We start from the raw sequence: 10,137 nt of genomic DNA, 5'->3' as shown, positions 1-10,137 counted from the left end.
CGTTGGCGCTGGCGGTCGGCTTCGTCGCCTTGCCGCCGTTCTTCAGGCGCCGCAGCTTGGCCTGGGCCTTGGTCAGGGTCTGGGTCGCCTCGGCGACTTCCTTCTCGGCCGCCTCGATCGCGGAGGCGTCGCGCTTCAGCTGCTGCAGCTCACTCAGGCCGGCGCGGGTGCGGGCCGCCAGGTGGCGGATGCGAGCGGTGTGGCTGTTCTCTCCCCAGGCCAGGGCGGCCAGAGCGTGCGCCAGCTGCGGGTCGACGTTCGGGATCGGGGAGGCTGAGGCCTTGGCGTGGGCTCGGGTCAGTCCCTGGGTCTCGGCGATGGCTGCGATCTCGCCCACGGTCACGTCGGGCAGCTGAGCGCGGATGTCGTCGGCGGTGGCGCCGTTGTTCAGCATGTCGACGATGGCGGCACGGTAGGCGTCGTTCACTTCGGCTCCTTCGGGGCAGTGGTGGTGAATTCGCGGCGCAGCTGGGAGCGCCGGGTGCGGGTGGTGCCGGCCCAGATGGCGTCGCCGGCGTCGGTGGGGTGGTCGAGGGCCCAGGCCAGGCAGGCCTCGCGCATGGCGAGGGGGCAGCGGCGGCAGGCCAGTTGAGCAGCGGCTCGGTCGTTGGAGTTGTCGCTGGTCCACCAGTTGGGGTCGGTGTCCGGGGCCTGGCAGGGCTCGGCTCCGGTGAACCGGGGGAAGGGGGCGAGGCGGCCGCTCACGACGTGGTTCCGGTCGGACGGACCACGTGCATGTCGCCGTTGCGGTCGGCGTGGGTGTGGGCGCCGTCGCCGAGCTCGGCGGCCAGGTGGTCGGCGATGCGGGTGTTGTCGTGCCTGCTGGCGGAGACGGTCTGAAGCACGGCGGCCGGGCGGCCGGCGCACTGGCGGCAGGCGGTCACGTTCGGGCGAGGCGGTGCGGTGGTCATGGCTTCCGCTCCCCCTGCGGCCGGACGTTGTCGATGCCGCCCACGGTCGGCAGCAGCAGTTCGAACGGCTCCCAGGCCTCGAGCCGGTACATCTCCAGCACCTCGACCGGCAGCTCGGCGCCGAGGGAGTGGTCGTTGTACGGGAGCAGTTCCGGGACGAGGTTGGCGTGTTCGCCGTCGTCGGTGTCGTCGGCAGCCTGGTCGATGTCGACGAAGGCGACGAAGACGCCGGTCGGTGTGCGCTCCAGGACGTAGAGCCGGCGGGCGGGTGCTTCTTCAGGGTCGACGTCGTCGCGGCGGGCCCACATCTGGCGGGTGGCGGCGAGGACGGCCACATCGCCGGCGTCGGCCGCGTCGGTGACCTGCTGGTAGGCGTCGGCGCGGGTGACGTGCTCGCGGTCGACGAGGTCCTGGACGGCGGCGGTGAGGTGGTCGCCCAGGGCCTGGGCGCCGATGAGGTGGTTAAGGTACTTCAGGTTGCTCATGCCAGGGCCGCCTTCCGGGAGTTGCGGGGGCGGGGGGTGCGGGCGTCGACGGCGGCCAGGAGCCGCTGGAGGGCGGAGCCGCGCCGGGTGCTGCGGAGGGTGGCGGGCATGCCGCAGTTCCAGCAGTCGGCCTCTTCACCGCTCCAGGCGACGAAGCACTGCTCGCGCTCGCAGACGGACTCCGCGGTGGTGTTCAGGCGGGGGCTGCGGCGGGCGATGGCGCGCATGATGGCGCCGGCGGTGCCCTGCGGACGCTGCGGTCGGACGGTCGGGGCGTGCATGATGGGGTTTCTCCTTCTCCGCTCCTGGCGGGGTGAGGGGCCCGGGGCGGCCGGCGGTTTCTCAGGCCTTGTGCGGCCGCCCCGGGGCGTAGTCAGAGGACGATCTGCTTCTTCTCGGCGCGGTCCCAGCGCAGCTCCCAGTCGGGGCGCAGTCCGCGGGCGGACCAGTCGCCGCGGCTGGTGCCGGCGGGGATCGGCTGGCCGGAGCTGGCGTGCAGCTGGGCGATCTCGCAGGCGCGCAGGGCGGAGGCGATTGCCTCGTGGCCGTTTTCGGCCAGGCCGGTGAAGACGTGGACGCCCTTGCGGGTCTTGTCCAGCCGGTGCTCGATGGGGACGTCGATCTCCCACACGGTGCGCGGGCCCATCACTCCTCGGCCTCCGGGTCGTACACGGCGGTGAGCGTGAGCGGGGTGACGAGGTAGCCGGTGGAGCTGTCCTCCTCCATCTCGTCGCCTTCGCCGGGCCAGAAGACGGCCAGCTCCTCGATCGCCTCGGCGTCGCCGAAGTCGGGGATCCAGGTGAGGATCGCGCCGGCGGGCAGGCCTTCGCGGGTGCGGAGGTCCTCGCTGTGGGCGCGGGCGGCGTCGCGGTTGGTGTAGAGGCCGAGCGGCAGCTGGCCGTGCTCGTACTCCGTGCGGTAGATCGTTAGCTCGATCGGCTCGCCGGGGGTGAGCTGGGTGATGCCGGGGAAGACGGCCTCGGCGGCGGCCAGGCGCTGCTCCAGCATCTCGATGTGGGTGAGCAGCTGGGCGACGTCCTGGGTCGGGTTGCCGGTGCCGGCGGCGGTGCGCAGGCGGATGTCGTGGACCAGGTCGCTGTGGTCGGTCGGGGCTGCGGGCGCCGTGCGGGTCAGGGTGGTCGGGGTCACGAAGTTCTCCGTTTCTGGCAGCGGTTGCGGGCCGGGCTGTCCGGTCCCCCGCGTCGTCCGGGCCGGTGGCCTGCGGTCCGGACGACACGGCCGGGTGGGCAGATCAGGGCAGCTGGGGGTGTGGGGCAGGTCGGTGCGGCCCGCCGGCGGATCAGGCGGGGAGGCGGGAGGCGAGGGTTTCGGCGCCGTGGGCTTCGACCTCGCGGCGGTCGATGAGCCGCTCGTACTGCTTGACCTGTCGGCGCGGCAGCTTCTCGACGTCCCAGCAGTGCCGCAGGTACGCGATGTGCTGGGCGCGGGCCTGGGTGTTGCCGAGTTGGTGGGCGTGGGTGAGCTCGTGGACGACGGTGGCGTTGATGTCGGTTTCGGTGCGGGCCTTGCGCAGGTTGATGGGGATGATTACGCCGTTCGGGCCGAGCACGGTGATGCCGTACCTGCTGCGCCGGCCTCGGCGGTACTCGCGCCGGTGCGCGGCCTGGATCCGGTCGGAGACCCCGGGAATAAGGGCGAGTTCGGTGTCGGCTGTGAGGGCCGACCAGCGGTTGAGGTCGCCGACCATGACGAGCTGTACCGGGGGCAGGGCGCCGAAGCGGCCGGCGACCAGACGCGCGGCGTCGGGGGCGATGGACTCGGTGTGCTTGACGAGGCGGCGCTGGAAGTAGGAGACGCTGTCGCTGGTGACCGTGAGCATGGTGTGGCCTTCCGGATACGAAGCGGGAGTTGGATGGTCAGCGGGCGGCGCGGGCGCGGGTGGAGGCGACCAGGAGCGTCTGGTGGACCTGGGCCTCGGTACGGGTGAGCTGGTCGTTCCAGCCCGGGACCGAGCGGGAGCCGGTGACGGCGAGCAGGTGGACGTTGGCCTCGGAGGCGGTGGCGCGGGTGCCGGTCCCGGAGCGGATCAGGTCGCGCTCGGCTCCGAGGATGCATACGCCTCGGCTCGACTCCATGACGAACTGCGTCCAGCCGCGGGTCTTGATGTGCTCGGACGTGGCTTGCAGGAAGTCGGCTGGGGCGATGGCCCGGTCGGGACTTGGCCGGCGTTCGGCAGCGAGGTGCCAGACGATGCGCAGGGCCCCGACCAGCAGGTCGCCGGCGCAGAGGATTGTGTGCTTGAGCAGCCACCAGGCGGCCCGAGCGGCGATGATCGACGCCTTCTTCAGGAAGCGGCCGGTGGCGGAGGGGGTGCGCGGGTCGGGCGGGCACGGCCCGGTGACGATGCCGGCCTGGCGGATGAGGGTGTCGGTGTCCGGGAGGGCGATGGCGGGCCCGGCCGGTGCGGCGTCGGCGAGTGCGGCGGCCAGTTCTTCGGCGAGCGTTTCGGCGAAGGCCGTGTCGACTGCTGCGGCGAGGGCCGCTTCGGACCAGAAGGTCCGCGGAGCGGTCGCGGTCGCGGAGGCGGGCATGGCGAGGCCTTCCTGTCTGGGCATGGGGCGGGTTGGGAGAGATCCGCAGGGCGGCGGCTGAGTGGTTGGCGACCTGGCGGCCGGCCCCGGGAGGGACGGGGTGTCAGCGGGTGATCACCGGCTGGTCTTGCGCAGCTCGTGGGTGTGGCACAGGACGGGGCCGATGAAGAGGCTGATCCTGTTCACCGTCCACCTGCCGGCAGTGAGCGGGCCCGGCGGGACCTCGTCCACGATGTGGCCGGTCTTGCCGACCGCGCGGGGGTCGTCTTCGCAGGAGTTGATCCGTACCTCGTCGCCTGCCTTGAACATGTCGCTCTCCTGATCAGTGGTTGACGGGTCTTGGGGTGGCGGGGCGGGCGGGGGCTACTCGGTGAAGGAGGCGTAGTCGCCGGGCGGGTAGACGTAGTTGGACAGTGCGCCCTCGGCCGCGGCGGCTACGGCGCGGAGTCCGGCGATGGCTGCGGCGGCGACGGTGCTGTGGTCGGCGGCCGTGGAAGCGAGCAGGGAGGCGGTCTGGCTGGCGCGGCGGGCGCCGGCGGGCGAACCGTCCGAGTTCGTCATCGCGTCGTACGCGGCGGAGCGGAGGCGGTCACGCAGCCCATGGCTTACTCCTCGTACTGGTCGGGTCGGGAGGTCCGGGGGCGGCCGGCTGAGTTTTGGCGACCTGGCGGCCGGCCCCGGGGCGGGTGTGTTAGCTGTACTTCTTGGTTTGCTTGAGGATGTAGTCGCGGGTGAAGCCGAGGACTTCGACGGCGTCGGTGCGGGCACCGTGGTACGCGCCGTCCAGCTCGGTCTTGACCGTCTTCCACATCTCGGCCTCTGCGGCCTCGCGGGCCTTCTCGGTCTCTTCGAAGATCTTGTCTCGCTTGGCCTTGGCGGCGGCGAGCGTCTTCTTCAGGTCCTCGCGGGCCTTGGCGATGTCGTCGGGGCGGGGGGTCATGGTTTTGCTCCTCGCGGTGATGAGGGACGATGGTTCCGGCCCCCTGCTCCGGTTGGAGCGGGTTGGGAGGCCCGGGGGCGGTGGGCTGAGTTTGGCGACCTGGCCGCCGCCCCCGGGGCGCAGCTACTGCGGGTACTTCTGGTAGGTGCCTGCGGCCTCGCGCGCGTCGAGGTCGCTGCCGTATCCGATGGTCTTGTCGGCGTTGCGCAGGTGCAGGACGGCGGCGACCAGCCGCTGGTTCTCCTCGTCGTCGCCGCGGGCGGCGTACTCGGCGGCCAGGTTCCGCAGTGTGGAGAGCAGTTCGGGCACCAGGTTGCTGGCGCGCAGGCTGTCCAGGACGTCGTCGATGTCGGCGCCGTTGTCGATGTCGGCGCGCAGCTGGGTCAGCCCCTCGGCGAGCTCGAAGGTGATGTCGCCGTCCCAGCGGTCGGGGTCGATCAGGTCGATGACGTGCTCGACGACGGCGTCGGCCGTGGTCTTGGTGCCGAGGATGGCGACTGCGTAGAGCAGGATCGTCCAGTCGCTGGCGGTGGTGAGCCAGGCCGGGCCGGTACGGGTGAGCCACAGGCCGACCATGGCCAGGAGGGTCGCGCTGGCGGCGGGGTCGGTGAGCTGGCGGACTTGCTTCAGGGCGCGGACGGTGAGGCGGCGGGCGGCGCCGGCGGTCGGGCGCGACTGGCCGGCTTGGGCGGAGATGGTCACGTGCTGCTCCTTCGGTGACGTGGTGCTGCGGGCTGCGGGTTTGGGAGGCCCGGGGCGGCCGGCTGAGTTGGCGACCTGGCGTCCGCCCCGGGGGCGGCTCAGGCGGGGCGGGGCAGAGCGCGGCAGCGTTCGGCGTGGTCCTGGGCCCACGACTGCGCCGAGGCGAGGGCGGGGCGCAGCTCGTATCCGGTGTGCGTGCCGGGGGCCCTGAGCGGATAGGTCTGCTCGGCGGCCGGGCAGCCGGTGCAGACGGCGCGCACGTCGGTGTTGTCGGTGAGAACGTCAACGGTGGCGCCGGTGAGGTTGGCGTAGCGGGCGGTGACGTTGTCGGGCCAGGGGTGCGTGGGGTGTGCCTGCTGCTTTGCCGGGGTCTGTGTCATTTCTGCTCCTGTTTCGGATTCGGTGGTGCGGGTTGGAAGGCCCGGGGCGGGTGGCTGAGTTGGCGACCTGGCCGCCGCCCCGGGGCGCTTGCGACACCTCAATAATGCAGACTCCCAATATTCATTTCAAGAGTATGCATACATCAAGTCCGGGTTTCTTGCGTTCCGGCCGGTCAGGCGACTACGGGTTGGAACCATCGGGTGCGGCCCCACGGGTGACGTCGGCGACGGGGGCGTTGTTCGTACCGGCGACGTGCACGCCGCTGGAGGTGCGGGAGGCAGCCGAGCTGACCGCGTCCCGGACGTCGGCGGCCTGGTCAGCGGCGAGCGGGCCACCGCTGCCAGCGGAGGAGTTGACGCGGATGGGCTGGTTGCTGTCCCCGTCGACCGTGACGCCCTGGCCGGCACCGGGGGTGCGGCCGCCGCTCCTTCCCGTCGCCTCGCGACCGCTGCCCGGGCGGCCGCGGCGCGATGGGGTCTTGCCGGTCCGGGCCCGCTCGGCCTTGCGCTCGGCGGCGGCCATCGCCGCGGCGGCGGGGCCGGCGCACTCGGTGCAACCGATGCTGATGCCGGGGGCGGTGATGCGGCCGGAGTCCTCGCAGACCAGGCAGGCCGGGCCCTTTTCGGGGGCGGGCATGCCGTAGGCCCGGCGGTACGCAGCGACCGAGGGGATCTTCAGCTCGGGCTCGCCCTTGCGCTTCCTGCCGCCCTCGGTGCCGGCCGACTTCCCGGTCTTCGCAGGGTCGGCGGACACGCCGCCGGCCTGGAGGTTCCAGGCGCCGCGCAGGACGGCGGAGACGGGGGTGAAGGCGAGGTTGAGAGCCTTCTTCTTCGCCTTGCGGATCGGGGTGCGCACCGCGCGCCTGATCCTGGTCTTGGCCTTGCGCTTGGCGTGCTTGGCGACGTGCTTGGCCGCGCCGGCGATGTCGGCGGCGTAGTCGATCGGGGGCGGCGGCTCCTCGCCGAATCCGGCGTCGATGATCCACAGCGCCTCGGGCTGCGTGTCGACGCAGCCGTGGAGCTCGGCGTAGGTGCGGAAGTGGCCGGGGTCGACGAGGGGTTCGGGCCACAGGTGGCCGGCCGGGCAGAGCGCCTGGACGACGTCCTGGGCGCCGCGCTCGTGGAAGAGGGTCAGGCCGGTGTCGGCGGCGCACATCAGGCAGGTGACGGGGAGGGTCTGCCAGACGGTCCGCAGGGTGTGGGCCGGGTCCTGCTGCAGGTACATGAATCGGCGCTCGGCGGTGATCCGGTAGTAGCCGGCGGCCGGTTCGTTGGGCCGCAGCTGGTTGAAGGTCATAGCGGACTCCCATGGTCTTTCGGGCGGGGAACAGGCGGGAACGGGGAGGAACCTGCAGGTCAGGGCGGGGAAACGCTGCCGGAACGGGGGCCCGGGGGCGGAACACCGTTCCCGGTCCCTGGAGGTGTTCCGCCCGCGTTCCCGGGCTGTTCCGGGCCGCTGACCTGCATGTTCCTGACGTGTTCCGGTCGGTCAGGAGCCGTCCGCGTCCTCACCGGTGATCTTCTTGAGGTGCCGCAGGCAGTAGCCCTTAACCGTGCCCGCGCCGGGGCGCGGCCGGTAGCTGTCGGTGGTCCAGGACCTGCCGGCGGGGGCGAGCACGGCCTTGATCGCCGCCTTGAGCGCGGCGGCGCGGGCGGCCTCCTGCTCGGTGGTGTCGTCGCCGCCGAAGGCGGCGAGGTCCCAGCGGTGGGGGTCGAGCTGGCCGAGGCCGGCCGCGATCTCCTCCAGCTGCAGGCCGCTCGGGTCGCTGAGCGCCGTGTAGACCTGCCGGATGGAGGTGATCAGCTGCGGGACGGTTTCGTGCTCCTCTCCCCCGGTCGCGAACGTCTCGGCGCTCGCGTCGATCAGCTGCTTCAGCGTGATGCGGCTGAACTTCGCGGACTCGGCGTCGATGTCGACCAGGCCGGCCGCCGCCCGCTCCTTGCCGCGGCGCAGCAGCTCGTCGTCGCCTGCGTAGCACGCGCGGTACGGGATGGGCTCGCAGTAGGCGCTGCCGGCCATCACGTACGCCACGGAGGCGTCGTTGAGCTGGTCGCCCATGGCGGGCACGAGCCGGTCCGCGCGCCAGCCCTGGGCGAGCATGCCGTCGCCGAGGATCTGGACGACGTCGTCCTTGTCGCAGGCGGCGAGCACCTGGACGGGCAGCTCGACGAGCCACGTGTTGTCCTTGACCTTCTCCTTCGTGACGCCCTGCCCGGCAATGATCTCCGTGACATCGCTCTTCGCCGAGGTGATCGCCAGTTCGGCGAGCATGCCGTCCAGGTCCCAGGGCACCTGCCGCTTGGCGACCTCGTCGTAGTAGCCCTTGCGGCTCTCGCGGACCAGGGTCGGGAACTCGTCGACGACGACGGTGATGCCGGGCCGCTTGCGGGAGGTGACCCAGTTCTCCCCCATGCCCAGCGGGGTGAACAGAGAGGGACGGCCCTTGCCGATGTCCAGCGCCCACTGCAGGGCGGCCCGCGCCTGGGCTGGGGTCGTCGCTACGACGTGCATCGCATGGCGCAGGCCCCCGAAGCCGGATCCGGCGCTGCCCAGGTCGATGCCGATGATGATCTGGTCCTCGGTCGCGGTGAGGGCGTCCAGAATGGCCCGCAGAATCGTGGACTTGCCGGAACGGCTGGCGCCGACCACGTTGACGTTGGTGCGGCACATCGGCAGGGCCAGGGGGCGGCCTGCCATGTCGGCGCCGATCTGGGCCTGGTGAATGTCGTTGGTGGAAATGGACTGCGGCTTGCGGTAGGGGAGTTCGGGAACGGCCTGCCAGGGATTGTCGCCGGGTACGCGAATGACGCAGTAGTTGCGGGACTGCGCAGACTGCTGCAGCAGGATGCTGCCGGTACGCACGCCCGGCAGGCAGGCCTCCAGCAGGTCCAGCCCGGCGGAGATCTTCTCCGGGCTCATCCGCTCCAGCCAGACGTGGATCTCGAAGCCCCACGCGTGCGGGTCGACCCGCAGCGCGGCCAGGGTGACCTTCAGGTCCTCGGTCAGGGCCTGGCGCATCATCTGCTCGAACATCCGCGGCGTCATGCCGACGCTGACCTGCTGAGGGATGCCAGCCTCGATCTGCTCCAGCTTCTCCATCTCCTCCTCACTCGCCGCGACATCGCGGCCCAGCCAGGAGGCACCGACGAGGTTGAGCACCAGGGCGCCGAGGAAGCCCCACACGTCCGCGAAGCCGTACGCCGCCGCATCGGCCGCGATCAGCGGGCCGTAGGTGACACCGGCGCGGACGGCGACGACGTTCTGCGCGTGCTTCTTCGCGCTCTGCGCTACGACCAGCTGCTTGCCGGCCTCCAGCTGCAGCGCCTGGGCCGCGGCCCGCTTCCTGCTGCGGTCAAGGAGCGATACACGGGCACGGCGGGCGGCGCGGTCAGCCTCCTTCACGGTGGCCAGGGCGAGGTTGACGTCCGCGCGAGCCTTGGCGCCCTCGACCCCGACGACCCAGGCACGCATCCGCTTCTCGCCGCGGAAGACACGCGGCACGAAGCCGTGGACGGTGCGCTGCCGGGCGGCGGCCTTGCGGGCCCGCCGGCGGACCTGACGGCCGATGTAGCGGGCCCGGGCCTTGCGGCCTTCCGGGGTGCGCAGGGCGGGGTTGATCCAGGGACGGTCGCCCTCGGGGTCGGGGCGCAGCTCCCACTCGTCGGCGGTGTAGACGGTGCCCTCCACCGCGCGATCGTGCTCGGGCTCCGGCTCGTCGACCGGGACGGTCGGGGCGGCGGCCGGGGAGACCGGCTTGGTGAAGTCGACCGTCGCCGCCTCAGCGTGACGGGCCGACGAAAACACGGTCACCGTGGCGGCCGGGCCGTCGCCATACAGCGCCTCGTACACCGGCTCAAGGTCTTCGACCAGTCTGATCAGCACGTCACGGGCCTTGGAGCCCTGGTCCGGGCCGACCACGCCGAGGTTCTCCATCACGTCCATGACCTGGGCGGTCTTGTCCCAGCCGATGCGCAGTTTGCGCTGGAGCATCGACGGGGAGCCGAACTGGGTGGCCACGAGCAGCTCGGCCGCGTCCCACAGCAGCTTCCGGTCAAGGGCGCCGCTGCCGATTTCCGTCGTGGTGTCGATCTCGGTCATGCTGGTCCCGCCTCCTTTGGGGTGGGCGCGAGACGGGTGCCGGGCTTCGCTTTGGTCGGTAGAGACCG

Annotated in this window: 16 protein-coding genes; all 16 read right to left on the bottom strand. The window is 71.8% G+C overall.

What is annotated here, in order from left to right:
- Positions 1–427 (bottom strand): hypothetical protein (locus tag QCN29_RS32545; protein WP_398860428.1); only part of this gene is annotated, 427 nt, incomplete at its 3' end.
- Complete coding sequence (locus QCN29_RS32540; protein ID WP_279932665.1) at positions 424–705, bottom strand: WhiB family transcriptional regulator; 282 nt, start codon at positions 703–705, stop codon at positions 424–426. The genes QCN29_RS32540 and QCN29_RS32545, both read right to left, overlap by 4 nt.
- Positions 702–911: a hypothetical protein gene (locus tag QCN29_RS32535; RefSeq protein WP_279932664.1), complete on the bottom strand. Its 210-nt coding sequence runs from the start codon at positions 909–911 to the stop codon at positions 702–704. The genes QCN29_RS32540 and QCN29_RS32535 overlap by 4 nt, the downstream gene beginning before the upstream one ends.
- Positions 908–1,396, bottom strand: a complete 489-nt coding sequence (locus QCN29_RS32530) for a hypothetical protein (RefSeq protein ID WP_279932663.1) — start codon at positions 1,394–1,396, stop codon at positions 908–910. The genes QCN29_RS32535 and QCN29_RS32530 overlap by 4 nt, the downstream gene beginning before the upstream one ends.
- Positions 1,393–1,677 carry a hypothetical protein gene (locus QCN29_RS32525; protein WP_279932661.1) on the bottom strand — a complete coding sequence of 95 codons (285 nt, stop codon included), beginning with the start codon at positions 1,675–1,677 and terminating at the stop codon, positions 1,393–1,395. Before QCN29_RS32525 ends, QCN29_RS32530 begins: the two co-directional genes overlap by 4 nt.
- 92 nt (positions 1,678–1,769) lie before the next feature.
- Complete coding sequence (locus QCN29_RS32520; protein WP_279932659.1) at positions 1,770–2,042, bottom strand: hypothetical protein; 273 nt, start codon at positions 2,040–2,042, stop codon at positions 1,770–1,772.
- Complete coding sequence (locus QCN29_RS32515; protein ID WP_279932657.1) at positions 2,042–2,545, bottom strand: hypothetical protein; 504 nt, start codon at positions 2,543–2,545, stop codon at positions 2,042–2,044. The genes QCN29_RS32520 and QCN29_RS32515 overlap by 1 nt, the downstream gene beginning before the upstream one ends.
- Positions 2,546–2,696: 151 nt before the next feature.
- Complete coding sequence (locus QCN29_RS32510) at positions 2,697–3,236, bottom strand: hypothetical protein (RefSeq protein ID WP_279932656.1); 540 nt, start codon at positions 3,234–3,236, stop codon at positions 2,697–2,699.
- A 37-nt stretch (positions 3,237–3,273) separates the two neighbouring features.
- Entirely contained in the window at positions 3,274–3,972 is a 699-nt protein-coding gene (locus QCN29_RS32505) for a DUF6197 family protein (RefSeq protein ID WP_279932655.1), read from the bottom strand.
- A 90-nt stretch (positions 3,973–4,062) separates the two neighbouring features.
- Positions 4,063–4,257 carry a hypothetical protein gene (locus QCN29_RS32500; protein ID WP_279932654.1) on the bottom strand — a complete coding sequence of 65 codons (195 nt, stop codon included), beginning with the start codon at positions 4,255–4,257 and terminating at the stop codon, positions 4,063–4,065.
- Between the two features lie 54 nt (positions 4,258–4,311).
- On the bottom strand, positions 4,312–4,509 hold the full coding sequence (locus tag QCN29_RS32495) for a hypothetical protein (RefSeq protein WP_279932653.1): 198 nt from the start codon (positions 4,507–4,509) through the stop codon (positions 4,312–4,314).
- A 130-nt stretch (positions 4,510–4,639) separates the two neighbouring features.
- Complete coding sequence (locus QCN29_RS32490; protein WP_279932652.1) at positions 4,640–4,888, bottom strand: hypothetical protein; 249 nt, start codon at positions 4,886–4,888, stop codon at positions 4,640–4,642.
- Between the two features lie 123 nt (positions 4,889–5,011).
- Positions 5,012–5,590 (bottom strand): hypothetical protein, encoded by a 579-nt coding sequence (locus tag QCN29_RS32485; RefSeq protein ID WP_279932651.1) that lies wholly within the window; start codon positions 5,588–5,590, stop codon positions 5,012–5,014.
- Between the two features lie 98 nt (positions 5,591–5,688).
- A complete protein-coding gene (locus tag QCN29_RS32480; protein ID WP_279932650.1) occupies positions 5,689–5,970 on the bottom strand; it encodes a hypothetical protein in 282 nt (93 codons plus the stop codon).
- 181 nt (positions 5,971–6,151) lie between these two features.
- Positions 6,152–7,267: a hypothetical protein gene (locus QCN29_RS32475; protein ID WP_279932649.1), complete on the bottom strand. Its 1,116-nt coding sequence runs from the start codon at positions 7,265–7,267 to the stop codon at positions 6,152–6,154.
- A gap of 192 nt (positions 7,268–7,459) precedes the next feature.
- Positions 7,460–10,069 carry a DNA translocase FtsK gene (locus QCN29_RS36945; RefSeq protein WP_398860422.1) on the bottom strand — a complete coding sequence of 870 codons (2,610 nt, stop codon included), beginning with the start codon at positions 10,067–10,069 and terminating at the stop codon, positions 7,460–7,462.
- Positions 10,070–10,137: the final 68 nt, after the last annotated feature.

Origin of the sequence: Streptomyces chengmaiensis, from assembly GCF_029846775.1 — a bacterium.
Classification (GTDB): Bacteria; Actinomycetota; Actinomycetes; order Streptomycetales; family Streptomycetaceae; genus Streptomyces; species Streptomyces chengmaiensis.
Note: the sequence above shows the minus strand (reverse complement) of the source record. Positions and strands in the feature narration are given on the sequence as shown.

Excerpts from the sequence above, each read along its gene's own strand:
- QCN29_RS32535 (WP_279932664.1), bottom strand. The coding sequence starts at position 911 with ATGACCACCGCACCGCCTCGCCCGAACGTGACCGCCTGCCGCCAGTGC.
- QCN29_RS32530 (WP_279932663.1), bottom strand. The coding sequence starts at position 1,396 with ATGAGCAACCTGAAGTACCTTAACCACCTCATCGGCGCCCAGGCCCTG.
- QCN29_RS32525 (WP_279932661.1), bottom strand. The coding sequence starts at position 1,677 with ATGCACGCCCCGACCGTCCGACCGCAGCGTCCGCAGGGCACCGCCGGC.
- QCN29_RS32520 (WP_279932659.1), bottom strand. The coding sequence starts at position 2,042 with ATGGGCCCGCGCACCGTGTGGGAGATCGACGTCCCCATCGAGCACCGG.
- QCN29_RS32510 (WP_279932656.1), bottom strand. The coding sequence starts at position 3,236 with ATGCTCACGGTCACCAGCGACAGCGTCTCCTACTTCCAGCGCCGCCTC.
- QCN29_RS32505 (WP_279932655.1), bottom strand. The coding sequence starts at position 3,972 with ATGCCCAGACAGGAAGGCCTCGCCATGCCCGCCTCCGCGACCGCGACC.
- QCN29_RS32500 (WP_279932654.1), bottom strand. The coding sequence starts at position 4,257 with ATGTTCAAGGCAGGCGACGAGGTACGGATCAACTCCTGCGAAGACGAC.
- QCN29_RS32495 (WP_279932653.1), bottom strand. The coding sequence starts at position 4,509 with ATGACGAACTCGGACGGTTCGCCCGCCGGCGCCCGCCGCGCCAGCCAG.
- QCN29_RS32490 (WP_279932652.1), bottom strand. The coding sequence starts at position 4,888 with ATGACCCCCCGCCCCGACGACATCGCCAAGGCCCGCGAGGACCTGAAG.
- QCN29_RS32480 (WP_279932650.1), bottom strand. The coding sequence starts at position 5,970 with ATGACACAGACCCCGGCAAAGCAGCAGGCACACCCCACGCACCCCTGG.
- QCN29_RS32475 (WP_279932649.1), bottom strand. The coding sequence starts at position 7,267 with ATGACCTTCAACCAGCTGCGGCCCAACGAACCGGCCGCCGGCTACTAC.
- QCN29_RS36945 (WP_398860422.1), bottom strand. The coding sequence starts at position 10,069 with ATGACCGAGATCGACACCACGACGGAAATCGGCAGCGGCGCCCTTGAC.